The sequence below is a fragment of the Cupriavidus sp. 09_S30 genome, assembly GCF_056930435.1.
This window is the reverse complement of sequence record NZ_JBXOWI010000001.1, coordinates 1,206,106-1,223,989: the sequence shown is the minus strand read 5'-3', so window position 1 is coordinate 1,223,989 and position 17,884 is coordinate 1,206,106. Positions and strand designations below refer to the sequence as shown.

Here is a 17,884-nt window from a genome sequence, read left to right as displayed (position 1 = left end):
GATCCGGTAAGTATTCTGTGTGTCGGTGACGGGAGACGGCGGCGTGGGGCGCGGCGGGCCTCAGGCGAACTGGCGCAGGAAGCGCGCGTCGCCTTCGAAGAACAGCCGCAGGTCGTTGATGCCGTAGCGCAGCATGGTCAGCCGCTCCAGGCCGGAGCCGAAGGCAAAGCCGATGTAGCGCTCGGGATCGAGGCCCATATTGCGCAGCACGTTCGGGTGCACCTGGCCCGAGCCGGAGATCTCCAGCCACTTGCCGGCCAGCTTGCCTTCCTCGAAGGCCATGTCGATCTCGGCCGACGGCTCGGTGAACGGGAAGTACGAGGGGCGGAAGCGCACCTGGATGTCGTCGCGCTCGAAGAACTTGCGCAGGAAGTCGGTGTAGACGCCCTTGAGATCGGCGAAGCTGATGTCGTCGCCGATCCACAGGCCTTCCACCTGGTTGAACATCGGCGAGTGCGTGGCGTCACTGTCGACGCGATAGGTGCGGCCCGGGCAGATCACCTTGATCGGCGGCATGGCGCGGCCCTTGTACTTCTCCACGTGCATGCGCGCATAGCGCACCTGCATCGGGCTGGTGTGGGTGCGCAGCAGCAGCAGCTTGCCCTCGCTGTCACGGCCGTCCACATAGAAGGTGTCCTGCATCGAGCGCGCCGGATGGTTGTCCGGGTTGTTCAGCGCCGTGAAGTTCATCCAGTCGGTCTCGATCTCGGGACCGTCCGCCACATCGAAGCCGATCGAGCCGAAGATCTGCTCCACGCGCTCCCAGGTGCGCATCACGGGATGCAGGCTGCCGCGCGCTACGGCACGGCCCGGCAGCGTCACGTCGATGGCCTCTGCGGCCAGGCGCGCGTTCATCAGCGCGTCGGCCAGCGCCTGGCGGCGCGTGTTGAGCGCGGCCTCGACCTGCTGCTTGGCCTGGTTGATACGCGCCCCTTCGCTCTTGCGCACCTCGGGATCCAGCTTGCCCAGGCTCTTGAGCAGCTCGGTCAGCGCGCCGGTCTTGCCGAGGAAGCGGGCCTTTTCGTTTTCCAGCGTGGCGTTGTCGTTGGCGGCGGCGAAAGCGGCCTGGGCGTCGGCGACGATTTGATCCAGATCCAGGGACATGGCAGCGGTCGTGGAAGGTTTGGGCGCCAGGCGCGAACGCCATGGCGTGGGTTGGCACTACGTGCGGTGTTCGTTTCGGATGCCGTCTCGCAGCCGGCGGCGCCGGGCACTGCCCGCTGCGTTACGGCATTCGAAATGAAAACGGGGCCCATTCGGAGCCCCGTTTCAGCGGTCATGCCGGGTGGTCGTCGCAGCGTGCTGCGGAGGCCGCCCCGGCGGCCGCGGTCGACCTTGCGGTCGGTGCTTGCCCAGGCGCGCTTACGCGCGCCCGGCGCCGGCATCAGGCAACGGTGGCTTTCACCTGGTTGACGATGGCGGCAAAGGCAGGCTTGTCATGGATAGCCATGTCCGACAGCACCTTGCGGTCCAGTTCAATCGAAGCCTTCTTCAGGCCGTTCATGAACACGCTGTAGGTCATGCCATGCTCGCGCGTGGCAGCATTGATACGCGCAATCCACAGCGCGCGGAACACGCGCTTCTTGTTGCGGCGATCGCGGTATGCGTACTGGCCAGCACGCATGACCGCCTGCTTGGCGATGCGATAGACGTTATTGCGACGGCCGCGGTAACCCTTGGCAGCGTCGATGACTTTCTTGTGGCGGGCCCGCGCAGTGACCCCACGTTTGACTCGAGGCATGTAACTCTCCTTTCGTTCTCGTTAGGGTTATGCGTACGGCATCATTGCGCGCACCGACTTCAGGTTCGTCTCATGGACGTCCTGGGTACCGCGCAGTTGACGCTTGTTCTTGGTGGTCTTCTTCGTCAGGATGTGACGCTTGAAGGCCTGGCCGCGCTTGAACGAACCGTTCGGACGCGCAGTAAAGCGCTTGGAAGCGCTTTTCTTGGTCTTCATCTTCGGCATGAAAAACTCCAGCTCTCTGACATGCATGCAGGTGGACGGCTGACGCCGACGCTTGCAAAACCCGCATCCACTTGTTTTGCGCGTGGACCGCGAAACGGTCCGTCGCGCTGTTCGCGCCCCGCGCCGCGGTGCCTGGCACCGCGGTCGCGCCGCGCAAAACTCACTTCTTCTTCTTGGGGCCCAGCACCATCACCATCTGGCGGCCTTCCATCTTCGGCATCTGCTCGACCTGGCCGAATTCCTCCAGGTCAACCTTCAGGCGCTCGAGCATGCGTGCACCGATCTCCTGGTGCGCCATCTCACGGCCGCGGAAGCGCAGCGTGATCTTGGTCTTGTCGCCTTCCTCGAGGAAGCGCCGCAGGTTGCGCAGCTTGACGTTGTAGTCGCCGTCATCCGTGCCCGGCCGGAATTTTACTTCCTTGACCTGGATGATCTTCTGCTTCAGCTTGGCCTCGTGGGCACGCTTGGCTTCCTCGTACTTGAACTTGCCGTAGTCCATGATGCGGGCCACGGGCGGAGTCGCGTTCGGGGCGATCTCCACCAGATCCAAGTCCTTGTCCTCAGCCATGCGCAGCGCCTCGATGAACTTGACGATGCCGAGCTGCTCGTTATCAACCCCTACCAGTCGCAGTTCAGGTGCGCTGATCTCCCGGTTGATGCGATGACCTTTGTCTGTAGCGATGTTGCGTTACCTCAAGAAGAAGAAAAAAAGCCGTGCTCACCACCCTCAGGCTTTGCTGGCAACGTCCTGTTGCAGACGTTCCACGAACGCGGAAACGGGCATCACACCCAGATCCACATTGCCACGGGCACGCACGGCCACTTGATTGGCATCCCGCTCCTTGTCACCCACTACCAGCAGGTAAGGGATCTTCTGAAGGGAATGCTCGCGGATTTTATACGTAATTTTCTCATTACGCAAATCGGCCTTTGCCCTAAACCCTTGTTTTTGCAGGTGTTGCGCAATGCCTTCCGCGTATTCGGCCTGGGATTCGGCAATATTCATCACCACAACCTGCTCCGGCGCCAGCCAGGCGGGCAGCGCGCCGGCGTGGTTTTCCAGCAGGATGCCCAGGAAGCGCTCGAAAGAGCCCAGGATGGCGCGGTGCAGCATGACCGGGCGCTTGCGCGAGTTGTCTTCGGCGACGAACTCGGCACCCAGACGCTCCGGCAGCACCAGGTCGAGCTGCAGCGTACCGCACTGCCAGGAGCGGCCGATCGCATCCTTGATGTGGTATTCGACCTTGGGACCGTAGAAGGCGCCCTCGCCCGGAAGTTCTTCCCACTCCACACCGCAGGCACGCAGCGCCAGGCGTAGGCCCTCCTCGGCGTGGTCCCAGACCTCGTCCGAGCCGGCACGTTGCTCGGGGCGCAGCGACAGCTTGACCGCCACGTCCTTGAAGCCGAAGTCGTCATAGACCGAGAAGGCCAGCTCGTTGAAGGCCTTGGCCTCGGCCACGATCTGCTCTTCCGTGCAGAAGATGTGCGCATCGTCCTGCACGAAGCCGCGCACTCTCATCAGGCCATGCAGCGCGCCCGAGGGCTCGTTGCGGTGGCAGGAGCCGAACTCGGCCAGGCGCAGCGGCAGGTCGCGGTAGGAACGCAGGCCGTGGTTGAAGATCTGCACATGGCCCGGGCAGTTCATCGGCTTGATCGCGTAGTCGCGCTTCTCCGACTCCGTGACGAACATGTTCTCCTTGTAGTTCTGCCAGTGACCCGACTTCTCCCACAAGGAACGGTCCATGATCTGCGGCGTGCGCACTTCCTGGTAGCCGGCCGCGCCCAGGCGCACGCGCATGTATTGCTCCACCGCCTGCCAGATCTGCCAGCCCTTCGGGTGCCAGAACACCATGCCCGGCGCCTCTTCCTGCAGGTGGAACAGGTCGAGCGTCTTGCCCAGCTTGCGGTGGTCGCGCTTCTCGGCCTCTTCCAGCATATGCAGGTAGGCCTCCTGGTCTTCCTTCTTGGCCCAGGCCGTGCCGTAGATGCGCTGAAGCATCTCGTTGTTGGCGTCGCCGCGCCAGTAGGCGCCGGCCACCTTCATCAGCTTGAAGACCTTGAGCTTGCCCGTGGACGGCACGTGCGGGCCGCGGCACAGGTCGACGAACTTGCCTTCGCGGTACAGGCCGATCTCCTGGTCCGCCGGGATCGAACCGATGATCTCGGCCTTGTACTTCTCGCCCATGGACTCGAACAGCGCCACCGCCTCGTCGCGGTTCCAGACTTCGCGCACCACCTTCTCGTCCTTCTTGGACAGCTCAGCCATCTTCTTCTCGATGGCGACGAGGTCCTCGGGCGTGAAGGGACGCTTGTAGGCAAAGTCGTAGTAGAAGCCGTTCTCGATCACCGGCCCGATCGTCACCTGCGCCTCGGGATAGAGCTCCTTGACCGCATAGGCCAGCAAGTGGGCCGTGGAGTGGCGGATCACGTCGACGCCATCGGCATCCTTGTCCGTGACGATGGCAAGCGACGTGTCACGGTCGATCGTGAAGCTCGTGTCGACCAACTGGCCGTCCACCTTGCCAGCCAGGGCGGCCTTGGCCAGGCCCGAGCCGATGCTCTGCGCCACTTCGGCCACCGTCACCGGGCCGGGGAATTCGCGGCGGGAACCGTCCGGCAGCGTGATTGCGATCATCTTGCACCTCATCAGGAATCCGGCTGCCCGGCGCTCGCCGGCAGGCGGATGAAAAGCATCTCGTGGCGCCCAGCCCATGCTCTGGCATGCACCGGACTGCGGGGACTTCGCCCGACCCAACCGATCAGGCGGAAAGCGGGCAGCTTAGCAGTCAGCTGACAAGCGACAGACGAAAAAAAACGCAGCCAAGGCTGCGTTCTTTCTCGATTCAACTCCGGCATTACCGGAACGAAGGCGCACCTCGACTACTGTCGCTGATCAGCGGTCGTAGTTCGCGGTGTCATAACCATGATGCCTTTCCGTTCCTTGTCAGGTTGAAGCGGATATTGCTACTTGTACTGCAATTCGTTGGTAGGCTCGATTGGACTCGAACCAACGACCCCCACCATGTCAAGGTGGTGCTCTAACCAGCTGAGCTACGAGCCTATTGTACTGCTTGGTACTGCTTGCACTGCCTGTCTACTGCTTACCACCTACTACTACAACCACTTCTACTGCAATTCGTTGGTAGGCTCGATTGGACTCGAACCAACGACCCCCACCATGTCAAGGTGGTGCTCTAACCAGCTGAGCTACGAGCCTAGCGAAGCAAAAAGTATAGCATTACTTCCTTTTCGCTTGCAACACCCCCATCACATCTTCGATCAAAGCGAGTGCGCGCTGCAACTGCGTCGCCTCCGCCACCTCGGCCGTGAACTGCATCCGCGCCACGCCCTTGCTCGACAGCGTCTTGACGCCAGTGACATTGATCTTCTCGCGCGACAGCACCTCGGAGATGTCACGCAGCAGGCCCTGGCGGTCGATCGCCTCCACGTGGATGTCGACCGGATAGACCGCATCGCTCTTCTTGCCCCACTCGGTCTGGATCACGCGTTCCGGCGCGCGCGCCGAGAGCTGGGCGAAGGTTGGGCAGCTGCGCCGGTGGATGGAGACACCGCGCCCCCGCGTGACGAAGCCGACGATGTCATCCGGCGGCGCAGGCTTGCAGCACTTGGACATCTGCGTCATCAAGGAATCGACACCCACCACCAGCACGCCGCTCTTGGCGCCACGCGCCACGCTGGTCGCGCGGCTCTTCTTGGTGACGGCATCTTCCTCGCTGATGTGCGGCTGGGCCTCGCCCTCCGGATGGCGCAGCGCGTGCTCGACATGGCGCAGGCTGAACTCTTCCTTGGCGACGGCGGCGAACAGGTCGTCGGGCGCCTTGAAGCCCAGCCGCGCGGCGAGGTCGTCGAGGTTGACGGCAGTCTTGCCCTCGCGCTGCAGTGCCTTGTCGACCAGGGCGCGGCCCTGCGCGATGGTCTCCTGGGAATCCAGCGCGTTGAACCAGGCGCGGACCTTGGCGCGCGCCCGGCTGCTGGCGAGATACCCCAACTCCGTATTGAGCCAGTCGCGCGAGGGCCCGCCCTGCTTGACGGCGACCACCTCCACCGTCTGCCCATTCTTGAGCGGCGTGTTCAGCGGCACCATGGCGCCGTCCACGCGGGCACCGCGGCAGCGATGGCCCAGGTCGGTGTGCAGGTAGTAGGCGAAATCGACCGGCGTGGCGCCCTGCGGCAGCGCCACCACGCGCGCCTGCGGGGTCAGCACATAGATGTGGTCATCGATGGCCGCATGCTTGAGTTGCTCCCACGGCGAGTCCTCGTGGGCCACGCTGTGGTCGGCGTCGTCCTTCCAGGCCAGCAGCTGGCGCACCCAGGCTATCTTCTCGTCATAGCGCTCGCTGGCGGAGAACTGGCCGCCATAGCCCTTGCTGCCCGCCTCCTTGTAGCGCCAGTGCGCGGCCACGCCGTACTCGGCGAAGTGGTGCATCTCGTGCGTGCGGATCTGCACCTCGAAGGCGCGCCCGTCGTCGCCGATCACCACCGTGTGCAGCGACTTGTAGCCATTGGGCTTGGGCCGCGAGATGTAGTCGTCGAACTCACGCGGGATGGGCTGCCAGATATGGTGCACGATGCCGAGCACCGTGTAGCAGTCCTTGATGTCGTCGACGATGACGCGGAAGGCGCGCACATCGTATAGGTCGGCAAAGTCCAGCTCCTTGCCGCGCATCTTCTTCCAGATGCTGTAGATGTGCTTGGGCCGGCCGGAAACCTCGGCGCGGATGCCCGCCGCCGACAGCTCGTCCTGCAGCCGCCCGATGGCGCTGGCGATGTAGCCTTCGCGCTCGATGCGCTTCTCGTCGAGCAGGCGGGCGATGCGCTTGTAGGTATCGGGCTGCTCGAAGCGGAAGGCCAGGTCTTCCAGCTCCCACTTCATCTGCCAGATGCCCAGGCGGTTGGCCAGCGGCGCGTAGATATCGAGCGTCTCGCGCGCTACGCCCGGCAGCGGCGCACGCTTGGTCTGCGCCAGCCAGCGCAGCGTCTGCAGCCGGGAGGCCAGGCGTACCAGCACCACGCGGATATCCTGCGCGAAGGCCAGCAGCATCTTGCGCAGCGCCTCGACCTGCTCGTGGCGCGCCTCGCGCTCATCCTTGCCCGCGCTCCTGCCCAGTTCGGGCACCTCGGCCTGGCTGACCGCGATCGCGCCGATGCGCAGCAGCTGGCGCACGCCCTTGACCAGGCGCTCCACCTCCTCGCCGAAGCGCGGCGCGATCTCCGCCTCGCAATCGGGCACGAAGGCTGCGAGCGGGAACAGGCAGGCGGCGGCGCGCGCGGCGTCGTCCACTCTCAGCCCGTCGAGGATGCGCAGCATGCCTTCGGCATGGGACAGCACTGTCTCGCCGGTGGGCAGTTCAGCCTCGGCGCCGCGCGCGCGCGTGAATGCGAGCGCGCGCGCCACCAGGCCGGCATCCGGCGTGCCGGCGACCTGGCCTGGAAGTTCTGTCGGTGTCACCATTTCAACCGCACCGCCCTCACTTGAGCGCGGCGGTCACCACCACTTCGATCAGGTAATCGGGGTTAGCGAGCCGGGCTTCGACAGTGGCGCGCGGCGGGGTGTTGCCCTGCGCCACCCATTCGTCCCACATCTCGTTCATGGCGCCGATCTGGTCGACGTCCTTGAGGAAGATCTGGCACGACAGGATGCGTGTCTTGTCGCTGCCGGCCTCGGCCAGCAGGCGGTCGATATGGCCCAGCACCTCGCGCGTCTGGCCGCGGATGTCGGCCTTGGGGTCCACCTCCGGCACCTGGCCGGCCAGGTAGACCACGCCGTTGTAGACGGCATATTCGGACAGGCGCTTGCCCACGTGGGCGCGTTTCAATTCATCGGTGCTCATGTGTTTCTCAATGCTTCCAATCTGCGGCCGGCGCCGCCCGGCGGCGGACCGCGGTTTCAAACCGGCCCCGGCTCAGGCCAGGAAAAACGACCTGGCGATCTCGATCTGCGCCGGGTCGACAAAGGTGGGCGCGTGCCCCACGTCGGGCACTTCCACTGCGCTCGCCTGCTTGCCGCGCGCCACCATATCCGCCACCGTCTCACGCAGCAGCAGGTCGGACTGCGCGCCGCGCACCACCAGCACCGGAACGGGGATGGCCTCGAACATGCGCCACAGCGCGACCTCGCCGGCCTGCACCATTTCGGGGGTGGTCTCGCGGAAGGGCACGGCCAGCGCCGGATCGTAATGCAAGCCCCATTCCAGACCGTGGGCGCCCTGCACCGGCTTCAGGATGGCACTGTTCAGCTCGCGCCACTGCTCCGGCGTATGGCGCCCGAACGAGGCGCTGATGGTCTGCAGGTAGGCCAGCCCCTCCTCGAAGGTCTTGAAGCGCACGGGCAGGCCGAGATAGGCACCGATGCGCTCCATCGCCGACCCGGCCAGCCGCGGGCCGACATCGTTGAGCAGCAGCTTGCGCACCGGCGACTTCGGCAACCCGGCCAGCGCCATGCCGATCAGGCCGCCCATCGAGGTGCCGAACCAGTCCACCTGCCCGACATTCAGCCGCGCGATCAGCGTCACCATGTCGGACACGTACTGCGGCACCACGTAGCCGTGCGGGTCGGCCAGCCAGTCGGAGCGGCCGCGGCCTGCCACGTCGGGGCACACCACGCGGTAGTCGCCGCACAGCGCCTGCGCCAGCACGTCGAAATCGCGGCCGGTGCGGGTCAGGCCGTGCACGCACACCAGGACACGTGGATTGGCTGGGTCACCCCATTCGTGGTACGCCATGCGGTGCAGGCCCGAGGGGCTGATGCACTGGACGAAGCCGAGGCGTGGGCTGGCGGACATCTGGACTCCCTGGCAAGGCGGCCCACAGCGATTGCGGCACCGACGTTAGGCAAAACTGGATTGTACGCCCCAGCGGTTACAATGCCACAGCACTCGCAGCAGCAACCGATCCCGCGTTCCGGCCTGCCCGGCCGTGTCGCGATTTCTGACGGAGACATCCATGCTTCAAGGCAAGACAGCGCTGGTCACGGGTTCCACGAGCGGCATCGGACTGGGCATCGCCCAGGCGCTCGCGGCGCAAGGCGCCAACATCATCGTCAACGGCTTCGGCGACGCCGAGGCGGCCAAGCAGCAGATCGCCGCGGCCGGCAAAGGCATCCGCGTGGGCTACCACGGCGCCGACATGAGCAATTCGGCCGACATCGAGGAGATGATGCGCTACGCGCAGGCGGAGTTCGGCGGGACTGACATCCTCGTCAACAACGCCGGCATCCAGCACGTGGCCAATATCGAGGATTTCCCGCCCGAGCGCTGGGACGCCATCATCGCCATCAACCTGACCTCCGCCTTCCACACCACGCGCCTTGCCCTGCCGGGCATGAAGCAGAAGAACTGGGGCCGCGTGATCAATGTCGCCTCCGCCCACGGCATGGTGGCCTCGGCGCAGAAGTCGGCCTATGTCGCCGCCAAGCACGGCATCGTCGGCCTGACCAAGGTGACCGCGCTGGAAACCGCGCAGACCGGCGTTACCGCCAACGCGATCTGCCCCGGCTGGGTGCTGACGCCGCTGGTGCAGAAGCAGGTCGAGGCACGCGCCCAGCGCGACGGCGTCAGCGTGGAACAGGCCAAGCACGACCTGGTCATCGAGAAGCAGCCCTCGGGCCAGTTCGTCACGCCCGATGAGCTAGGCGCGCTGGCGGTCTTCCTGGCCAGCGAGGCGGCACGCCAGGTGCGCGGTGCGATCTGGAACATGGACGGCGGCTGGGTAGCGCAGTAAGGCGGAGGGCTGACACGGTGCAAACGCAGAGACGACGCCTGCTGCAAACCCTGGCGCTGGGCGCTGCCACGCTGAGTCCGCTGGCGGCGGCGCTGGCGCAGGGTCCGCGGCAAACCGCCATCACGGTCTACAAGAGCCCGCTGTGCGGCTGCTGCGAGGACTGGGTCAAGCATCTGCGCGACAACGGCTTTGCCGTCACGGCGCAGAACGTCGACGATACGGGCCCCTGGCGCGCGCGCCTCGGCATGCCGGAGCGCTTCGGCTCCTGCCACACCGGCATGGTCGCGGGCTACGCCATCGAGGGCCACGTGCCGGCGGGCGACATCCGGCGCCTGCTGGCTGCCCGGCCCAAGGCCGTCGGCCTGGCCGTGCCGGCAATGCCGCTGGGCTCGCCCGGCATGGAACAGGGCCCGCGCAAGGATCCCTACGACGTGCTGCTGGTCAAGGCGGATGGCGGCGCCACGGTATTCGCCAGCTACAACAAGCCCAAGGCCTGAGCCGGCCAGCAAAAAAAACCCCGCAGCTCACGCTGCGGGGTCTTTTTATTGGCTGCGCTCTGGCACGCCCCGCTCGCGCGGGGCGCCCTGCGCTCAGATTTCCTCGTACAGCGGCAGCGTCAGGAACTCGGCGAAATCCTCCGCAGTGGACATCTGCTCGAAGATCTGCGCGGCGCGGTCATAGGTCTTGGTGTCGCCACCGACCACTTCCTTGACCTTGGCCAGTTCCTCGGGGATGGCGGCGCGCACCATCTCGGCGGTCACCTTGCGGCCATCGTCCAGCTTGCCCTTGGACGAGCGGATCCACTGCCACACCTGGGAGCGCGAGATCTCGGCGGTCGCCGCGTCCTCCATCAGGTTGTGGATGGGCACGCAGCCGTTGCCGGCCAGCCAGGCGCCCAGGTAGTGGATGCCGACATTGATGTTCATGCGCAGGCCGGCTTCGGTGATCGGCGTTTCCGGCTGGAAGTCCAGCAGGTCGGCGGCCTTTACTTCCACGTCCGGGCGCTGCTTGTCGAACTGGTTCGGCTTGTCGCCCAGCACCGCCACGAACTCCTTCATGGCCGGCTCGACCAGGCCCGGGTGAGCCACCCAGCCGCCGTCGTAGCCGTCGGTGGCGTCGCGCTTCTTGTCGTTGATGATGCCCTGCATGGCGATGGCGTTCTTCTCCGGATCGTTCTTGATCGGGATCAGCGCGCTCATGCCGCCCATCGCGGGCGCACCGCGCTTGTGGCAGGTCTTGAGCAGCAGCAGCGCGTAGGCGCGCATGAACGGCGAGGTCATCGTCACCTTGGCGCGGTCGGCCAGGCAGAAGTCCTTGTCGTTCTTGAACTTCTTGATGCAGGAGAAGATGTAGTCCCAGCGGCCGGCGTTCAGGCCCGCGCTGTGCTCGCGCAGTTCGTACAGGATCTCGTCCATCTCGAAGGCGGCGAGGATGGTCTCGATCAGCACTGTGGCCTTGACGGTGCCCTGCGGCAGGCCGATCTCGTTCTGCGCCATCACGAAGACGTCATTCCACAGGCGCGCCTCGAGGTGGCTTTCCATCTTCGGCAGATAGAAGAAGGGGCCGGCGCCGCGTGCGATCTGCTCCTTGGCGTTATGGAAGAGGAAGAGCGCGAAGTCGAAGATGCCGCCCGAGACGCGTTGGCCGTCGATGGTGACGTGCTTCTCGTCCAGGTGCCAGCCGCGCGGACGCACCTGCAGCGTGGCGATCTTGTCGTTGAGCTTGTACTGCTTGCCGTTGGATTCCAGCGTCAGCGTGCGGCGCACGGCGGCCTTCAGGTTGACCTGGCCCTGCAGCTGGTTGTGCCAGTTCGGCGTGTTGGAATCCTCGAAGTCCGTCATATAGCTGTCGGCACCCGAGTTGAAGGCGTTGATCACCATCTTGGCCTCGACCGGGCCGGTGATCTCCACGCGGCGGCAATGCAGCGCGGGCGGCACCGGCGCGACCTTCCAGTCGCCTTCGCGGATGGACTTGGTTTCCGCCAGGAAGTCGGGGCGCTCGCCGGCGTCCAGGCGCTTGGCGCGCTCGACACGCGCGGCCAGCAGCTGCTGGCGGCGCGGCTCGAAGGCGCGGTGCAGCTTGTCCACCAGGGCCAGCGCTTCCGGCGTGAGGATGTCTTCGTAGGCCGGCAGGATCTCGCCGGTAATCTTCATGCCCGCGGGCAGCGTGATAGCCATCAGTGTTCTCCTGAGATCGATGGGTTGGGTGGAGTTGCCTGCTCTTACACCGCCACGCCGGCGGCGCGGACGTATGCGAGCAGGTCGTTCATATCGTGTCCGGTGCCGGAGGGCGATACATCCAGCCGCTCCGCCGGATGGCCGGCACGGTTGATCCAGAACGTGTTGTAGCCAAACCAGGTCGCGCCGCAGGCGTCCCAGCCGTTGGAAGAGACGAACAGCATCTCCTGCGCCGGCAGGCCGAAGGCCGCGGGCGCCAAGGCATAGGCGGCCGGCGCGTTCTTGTAGATGCGCACCGCCTCGACCGACAGCACGTGGTCGAACAGGCCCTGCATGCCCGCGCTCTTGACCGAGATGTCCAGCATCTGCGGATTGCCGTTGGACAGGATGCCCAGCGGCAGGCCCGCGGCACGCAGCCGCTTGAGCGCACCCAGGTTCTCCGGGAAGGCCGACAGGCAGGTGTATTCCTTCAACAGCTGTGCCTCGGCGGCCTCGTCCAGTGCCAGGCCGAGCCGTTCGGCTGCATAGCGCAGCGCGTCGACGGTGAGGCCCCAGAACGGCTTGTAGCGCGCGCCGTCGGGCGCGGCCAGGGTGCGGATGCGCGAGTAGTCGATCTGGCGGTCGCGCCACAGCAGCGCCAGCGCCTCGCCCTTGCCGGGAAAGAGCTGCTCGGCGCGCGCCGTGACCGAATACACGTCGAACAAGGTGCCGTAGGCATCGAAAATGACTGCGCGGATCTTGCTCATGGGTGGCGTCGACTGTCCTGTGTCGTGTGGTGCAGGTCATTGTATGAAAGCGCTGCACTGCGACAAAGACGCCGCGGGTCACTTGATCTTTTACTTTTGCGACACTAATCTGAGCGCGCGGGACCGATAATCCGCACCAAAAACTTCTCCACCGTCCGACAGCAACGCTCTCCAGGCGCCGCCGCCGGCACCCAACGGCAAGTTTCGTGGATCATTTCAAGCAATTGGAGACCTTTGTCTCGGTCGCCTCGCGCGGCAGCCTGTCGGCGGCGGCGGCGGCGGAAGGCGTGGCGCCGGCCATCATCGGGCGCCGCATCGATGCGCTGGAAGAGCGCCTGGGCGTGAAGCTGCTGATCCGCACCACGCGCAAGATCAGCCTGACCTTCGAGGGCTCCGCCTTTCTCGAGGACTGCCAGCGCATCCTGAACGACCTGCACAACGCCGAAGCCAGCGTTTCCGCTGGCGGCGTCAAGGCCAGCGGCCACCTGCGCGTGACGGCGCCGGCCGGCTTCGGCCGCAAGCACGTGGCACCGCTGGTGCCGCTGTTCATCGAATCCCACCCCGACGTCAGCATCACGCTGGACCTGTCCGACCGGCTCGTGGACCTGGTCAACGAGGGCTTCGACTGCGCCATCCGCCTCGGCGACCTGCCCGATTCCAGCCTGGTCTCGATCCGCCTGGCGGAGAACCGCCGCGTGGTGGTGGCCTCGCCCGACTACCTGGCCCGGCGCGGCCGGCCTGCGCAACCGGAGGACCTGGCTCGCCACAACTGCCTGTCTTTCGGCGCCAGCGCCAATGTGCAGCGCGGCTGGGTCTTCCAGCACAAGGGGCGCACCGTCACCATCAAGGTGGGCGGCACCATGGAGTGCACCGACGGCGCGGTGCTGCACAACTGGTGCCTGCAGGGCCACGGGCTGGCCTGGCGCTCTTGGTGGGAAGTGGGTGACGAGATCGCCAGCGGCCGGCTGGTGACCGTGCTCGACGAATTCCAGGCACCCCCGATCGGCATCCATGCCGTGTTCCCGCAGCGCAAGCACCTGCCACTGCGGGTACGGCTGTTCATCGACCATCTCAAGAACACCTACGGCAACCCCGCCTACTGGCGCCGCGCGGAACTGGCCGGCGGCGCGGCCCCCTCGCCCGCCGCGGCGCCGGTGATGGGCTGATGGCAGGCTGATGGCAGGCTGATGGCTGGCTGATGGCTGGCTGAAGGCGGAGGCCCCGGACGGGCCGGCGGCGGCATTGATCTAGCGCAATGCCCTACTCGCCACTCCGCCTACAATGGACGGTGAACAGGCGCCAGATGGCCCGCCCCCGTTCATTCGCCTCGACATTCGCCCCTAAGGAGCCCAGCATGTTCAAGCACATCCTGCTACCGACCGACGGTTCGGAACTCTCGAAGAAAGCTATCAACGGCGGCCTCGAACTGGCCAAGGCCATCGGTGCGCGCGTGACCGCCTATGTCTGCCTGGAGGAGTATCCGTACACGCCGTTCAGCGAGATCGTGGTAGAGGCGCCCCAGGCATTCAAGGACCGCATCGAGAACCAGGCGAGGCTCTATCTGAAGGAGGTGGAAACCGCTGCCGCGGCCGAAGGCATCGCCTTTGATTCCGACATGACCACCTTCGCGGTGCCCTACCTCGGCATCATCGATGCCGCCGAGCGTCACGGCTGCGACGTGATCCTGATGGCCTCGCACGGCCGCCGCGGCTTGTCCGGCCTGCTGCTGGGCAGCGAGACGCAGAAGGTGCTGACCCACAGCGAGATCCCGGTGATCGTCTATCGCTGAGCCGCGCCGCGCACGGCCCGCGGGGAATGCCGCGGACGGCGGAGAAATAAAAAGCCGCACCGTCGACCGGTGCGGCTTTTCTTTTAGCACTGCCTGCGCGCGCTGCCCGCCCCGGGGCGGGGCAGGCTCGCAAGCGGCGTTCAGCTGGCCTTGCTGATGCGGTCCTCGATATGCTTGGCGCGGTCGTCCGAGCCGGGGTGCGAGGAGAACATGCTCGACTTGCCGCCATCGAGCTTGGCCAGCTTCTGGAAGGCCGTGACCAGGCCGCGCGTATTGGCCTTGTTCTTGGTCAGCAGGTCGAAGGAATAGTCGTCGGCGGCGCTTTCCTGCGTCTGCGAGAACTGCGCGTTGACCAGCGCTTCACCGAGCTCGCCGAGCTGCGAGTTCGACAGCGCGGCGACCGCGCCATTGCCGGAGGCTGCCAGCGCGCCGCGCGCGGCCATCGCCGTGTACGCCACCTGCATCTTGTTCTTGGTGTGGCCCAGCGCCACGTGGCCGAGCTCGTGGCCCAGCACGCCGCGCACCTCGTCGTCGCTCATCATGTCCATCAGGCCGCTGTAGACACGGACGCAGCCGTTGGCCATGGCCCAGGCGTTGACATCCTTGGTGAGATAGACCTTGGCGTTGACGCCGGACACGTCCGAGCTGGCCAGGCCGGCCATGATCTTGGTCAGCCGCTTGTTGTAGGTGCTGTTGGCAGCCGCGATCTTGTTGGTCTTGTCGGATTCGGCGCAGGCCTGGTTGGACAGGCTCTTGACGTCGGCATCGCTCAGCGTTGCCGCCTTCATCAGCGCGCTGCCGGCGCCCACCATGCCGTTCACGTCGGTGCCGGCACAAGCGCTCAGCAGGGCTGCGGCAGCCGCCGCGACCAGGATTACGGGAGTCTTCATTGTTCTTCGCCTTGATCGGTGCGGGTGGCCGCACCGTCTCCGGCGCAACACAGTCCGCTTATTAGAATGTGCGCAAATATGCGCATGAAGGATAAACCTCCCGCGGCGGAATGAAAACCCGGCACCCCCTGGATATTGCAAAGAATCACAATTGCCCGTCCGCACGCACGTTCCGGCAGCGGGCGCAAGCCTCCCCTGGCTCACCCGGGCCAGCCCGCCGGCAGCCCCACGCCGGCACGACCGCGCAATAAAAAACCGCGCCGTCCTGAGAGAGACACGGCGCGGCGCCCAAAGGAAGCGCGGGGAAGCGCGATGGTCGCGCGCTCCCTGGCGTGGCTGGCAGATGCGTCAGCGCATCCGGCCACTTAGTGGTGCTGACGGCTGAAGATCAGGCGACCTTCTTGCTGTCGAAGAACTGCTCGTCTTCGGTCGAGCCCTTCAGTGCGGTGGTCGACGACTGGCCGCCCTCGATGGTCTGGGTCACGGCATCGAAGTAGCCGGTACCGACTTCGCGCTGGTGCTTGACGGCGGTGAAGCCCTTCTCGGCAGCGGCGAACTCGTTTTCCTGCAGTTCGACGAAGGCGCTCATCTGGTTGCGGGCATAGCCGTAGGCCAGGTTGAACATCGAGTAGTTCAGCGAGTGGAAGCCGGCCAGCGTGATGAACTGGAACTTGTAGCCCATTGCGCCCAGTTCCTTCTGGAACTTGGCGATGGTGGCGTCGTCCAGGTTCTTCTTCCAGTTGAACGACGGCGAGCAGTTGTAGGCCAGCAGCTTGCCCGGGAACTTGGCGTGCACGGCTTCGGCGAACTTCTTGGCGAACTCCAGGTCCGGCTTGCCGGTTTCGCACCACACCAGGTCAGCCACTTCCGCGTAGGCCAGGGCGCGCGAGATCGACTGCTCCAGGCCATTGCGCACGCGGTAGAAGCCTTCCACGGTACGCTCGCCGGTGCAGAACGGCTTGTCGTTGTCGTCCACGTCGGAGGTCAACAGGTCGGCAGCCTCGGCGTCGGTACGGGCGATCACCAGGGTCGGCACGCCCGAGACGTCGGCGGCCAGGCGGGCTGCGGTCAGCTTGGCGACGGCTTCGCGGGTCGGCACCAGCACCTTGCCGCCCATGTGGCCGCACTTCTTCACCGAGGCGAGCTGGTCTTCGAAGTGCACGCCGGCGGCGCCCGCTTCGATCATGGACTTCATCAGTTCGAAGGCGTTCAGCACGCCGCCGAAGCCGGCTTCCGCGTCGGCCACGATGGGTGCGAAGAAGTCGGTGTCGCCCTTGCCTTCACTCCACTGGATCTGGTCGGCGCGCTGGAAGGTGTTGTTAATGCGCTTGACCACCATCGGCACCGAGTTGGCCGGATACAGCGACTGGTCGGGATACATTTCACCGGCCAGGTTGGCGTCGCCGGCGACCTGCCAGCCGGACAGGTAGATGGCCTTCAAGCCGGCCTTGACTTGCTGCATGGCCTGGTTGCCGGTCAGCGCGCCCAGCGTGTTGACGAAGGGCTCGGTGTTCAGCAGGTGCCACAGCTTCTCGGCACCGCGGCGGGCCAGGGTGTGCTCGATCTGCATGGAGCCGCGCAGGCGCACCACGTCCTCGGCGCTGAAGTTGCGCTTGATACCCTTCCAGCGGGGGTTGGTATCCCAATCCTTCTGCAGTTTCTGCGCTTCGAGTTCGCGGGTCATGATCACTCTCCAATGACGTTTGAGGGTATGGCAAAGAATCCGATGACCGGCTTGTGCTGCTCGCCTTCCAGGCCGCCACCCTGCCGGTCGACCCGTCGTCCGGGACAGCGTACCGGGGCTGGTAGCCCTCGGGCCACTGCTGTTTTCGGACGTCAGGTCATGCGTCTTATATAAGAGTGTAGAGAATCGTCCCGCGTCGCAACAAGCGAGCTATGTCGTTATTACACAGTTTTTTTATTCAATAAAATCACCACCTTATCGCGATCATTCCACGATACGGCAAGTGGTCTTCCATCATGAGAAACGCCCCTTGTGCCACGCATCCATGTTTTTTGCCGACAAAAACAGCCTTCCGCATCGTGAAAAATGAGGCATGAGGGGTCGCTCCCCACGCGGACTTCCGGTGCGGCCCGGAGGCCGGTCCGGCGGGGGAACGCGCCGGACCGCAGCCAGGAAGCACCCGGCCGGCATTCAAGCCTAGGCCTGGTCGCGCGCCTTGCGGTAGGTCACCCAATCGCCGCCCTCGATGCGGGGCAAGGACGCGACGGCGTTGGCGTCAACGGGATAGATCAGGCAGGACAAGGGCTCGCCGTCCGTGCGCGACACCGGCATCTCGGTGCGCACGAACAGCGTGGCTTGGCCGGGGTAGACCTCTTCGATCTCGTCGAGCACAGGCACCAGCGCCTCGTCGATCGCGTAGATGTCGCCCACTACCGGCCCTGCGCCGGCATCTGCGACCAGGCCGGGATAGCTGCCGAAGTCATAGAGCCGGCCGGCGACCGTGCCGCTGCCCAGCCATTGCGGCGCGGCGATGCCGTGCTTGCGCGCGGCCGTGTACAGGTCATTGACTTCGCCCGCGCGCAGCGTGCCATAGACGAAGACCAGCACCATC

17 protein-coding genes and 2 tRNA genes are annotated in these 17,884 nt (G+C 65.4%); 4 read left to right on the top strand and 15 right to left on the bottom strand.

Features of this window, described 5'->3' with window-relative positions; all coding sequences use genetic code 11:
* Positions 1–60: 60 nt before the first annotated feature.
* The 10 genes from pheS to AC1Z3O_RS05715 all read right to left on the bottom strand — a co-directional run bounded on the left by pheS (position 61) and on the right by AC1Z3O_RS05715 (position 8,769).
* Positions 61–1,104 (bottom strand): phenylalanine--tRNA ligase subunit alpha, encoded by a 1,044-nt coding sequence (gene pheS, locus AC1Z3O_RS05760; protein ID WP_483514247.1) that lies wholly within the window; start codon positions 1,102–1,104, stop codon positions 61–63.
* A gap of 280 nt (positions 1,105–1,384) precedes the next feature.
* Complete coding sequence (gene rplT / locus AC1Z3O_RS05755; RefSeq protein ID WP_008650487.1) at positions 1,385–1,741, bottom strand: 50S ribosomal protein L20; 357 nt, start codon at positions 1,739–1,741, stop codon at positions 1,385–1,387.
* Positions 1,742–1,768: 27 nt separating this feature from the next.
* Complete coding sequence (gene rpmI / locus AC1Z3O_RS05750) at positions 1,769–1,966, bottom strand: 50S ribosomal protein L35 (RefSeq protein ID WP_006575466.1); 198 nt, start codon at positions 1,964–1,966, stop codon at positions 1,769–1,771.
* 160 nt (positions 1,967–2,126) lie between these two features.
* Positions 2,127–2,648 carry a translation initiation factor IF-3 gene (infC, locus tag AC1Z3O_RS05745; protein WP_483517526.1) on the bottom strand — a complete coding sequence of 174 codons (522 nt, stop codon included), beginning with the start codon at positions 2,646–2,648 and terminating at the stop codon, positions 2,127–2,129.
* A 45-nt stretch (positions 2,649–2,693) separates the two neighbouring features.
* Complete coding sequence (gene thrS, locus AC1Z3O_RS05740; protein ID WP_483514244.1) at positions 2,694–4,601, bottom strand: threonine--tRNA ligase; 1,908 nt, start codon at positions 4,599–4,601, stop codon at positions 2,694–2,696.
* A 349-nt stretch (positions 4,602–4,950) separates the two neighbouring features.
* Positions 4,951–5,027 (bottom strand) — tRNA-Val (locus AC1Z3O_RS05735).
* Positions 5,028–5,106: 79 nt separating this feature from the next.
* Positions 5,107–5,183, bottom strand: a tRNA-Val gene (locus AC1Z3O_RS05730).
* Between the two features lie 21 nt (positions 5,184–5,204).
* Positions 5,205–7,439 (bottom strand): RelA/SpoT family protein, encoded by a 2,235-nt coding sequence (locus AC1Z3O_RS05725; RefSeq protein ID WP_483514242.1) that lies wholly within the window; start codon positions 7,437–7,439, stop codon positions 5,205–5,207.
* A 16-nt stretch (positions 7,440–7,455) separates the two neighbouring features.
* Complete coding sequence (locus tag AC1Z3O_RS05720; RefSeq protein WP_483514240.1) at positions 7,456–7,818, bottom strand: RidA family protein; 363 nt, start codon at positions 7,816–7,818, stop codon at positions 7,456–7,458.
* 72 nt (positions 7,819–7,890) lie between these two features.
* Positions 7,891–8,769, bottom strand: coding sequence for an alpha/beta fold hydrolase (locus AC1Z3O_RS05715; protein WP_483514238.1), 879 nt, complete (start codon positions 8,767–8,769; stop codon positions 7,891–7,893).
* A 160-nt stretch (positions 8,770–8,929) separates the two neighbouring features.
* On the opposite strand from AC1Z3O_RS05715, the gene AC1Z3O_RS05710 reads away from it, so the two are divergent.
* Positions 8,930–9,706: a 3-hydroxybutyrate dehydrogenase gene (locus tag AC1Z3O_RS05710; RefSeq protein WP_483514236.1), complete on the top strand. Its 777-nt coding sequence runs from the start codon at positions 8,930–8,932 to the stop codon at positions 9,704–9,706.
* Between the two features lie 17 nt (positions 9,707–9,723).
* A complete protein-coding gene (locus AC1Z3O_RS05705; protein ID WP_483514234.1) occupies positions 9,724–10,203 on the top strand; it encodes a DUF411 domain-containing protein in 480 nt (159 codons plus the stop codon).
* Between the two features lie 93 nt (positions 10,204–10,296).
* Here the strand turns inward: AC1Z3O_RS05705 and aceB are convergent, their stop codons facing one another.
* Both aceB and AC1Z3O_RS05695 read right to left on the bottom strand, forming a co-directional pair.
* Positions 10,297–11,883, bottom strand: a complete 1,587-nt coding sequence (gene aceB, locus AC1Z3O_RS05700; RefSeq protein WP_483514232.1) for a malate synthase A — start codon at positions 11,881–11,883, stop codon at positions 10,297–10,299.
* A gap of 44 nt (positions 11,884–11,927) precedes the next feature.
* Positions 11,928–12,629, bottom strand: coding sequence for a haloacid dehalogenase type II (locus tag AC1Z3O_RS05695; protein ID WP_483514230.1), 702 nt, complete (start codon positions 12,627–12,629; stop codon positions 11,928–11,930).
* 206 nt (positions 12,630–12,835) lie between these two features.
* Here AC1Z3O_RS05695 and AC1Z3O_RS05690 point away from each other — a divergent pair, with 206 nt between their 5' ends.
* Entirely contained in the window at positions 12,836–13,795 is a 960-nt protein-coding gene (locus tag AC1Z3O_RS05690; RefSeq protein WP_483514228.1) for a substrate binding domain-containing protein, read from the top strand.
* A 188-nt stretch (positions 13,796–13,983) separates the two neighbouring features.
* On the top strand, positions 13,984–14,418 hold the full coding sequence (locus tag AC1Z3O_RS05685; RefSeq protein ID WP_483514226.1) for a universal stress protein: 435 nt from the start codon (positions 13,984–13,986) through the stop codon (positions 14,416–14,418).
* A gap of 140 nt (positions 14,419–14,558) precedes the next feature.
* Here the strand turns inward: AC1Z3O_RS05685 and loiP are convergent, their stop codons facing one another.
* The 3 genes from loiP to AC1Z3O_RS05670 form a co-directional block, all read right to left on the bottom strand.
* Positions 14,559–15,308, bottom strand: a complete 750-nt coding sequence (gene loiP / locus AC1Z3O_RS05680; protein WP_483514225.1) for a metalloprotease LoiP — start codon at positions 15,306–15,308, stop codon at positions 14,559–14,561.
* Between the two features lie 388 nt (positions 15,309–15,696).
* Positions 15,697–16,992 (bottom strand): isocitrate lyase, encoded by a 1,296-nt coding sequence (gene aceA, locus AC1Z3O_RS05675; RefSeq protein ID WP_483514223.1) that lies wholly within the window; start codon positions 16,990–16,992, stop codon positions 15,697–15,699.
* Between the two features lie 477 nt (positions 16,993–17,469).
* Positions 17,470–17,883 carry a gamma-glutamylcyclotransferase family protein gene (locus tag AC1Z3O_RS05670; protein WP_483514221.1) on the bottom strand — a complete coding sequence of 138 codons (414 nt, stop codon included), beginning with the start codon at positions 17,881–17,883 and terminating at the stop codon, positions 17,470–17,472.
* Between the last annotated feature and the right edge of the window lies 1 nt (position 17,884).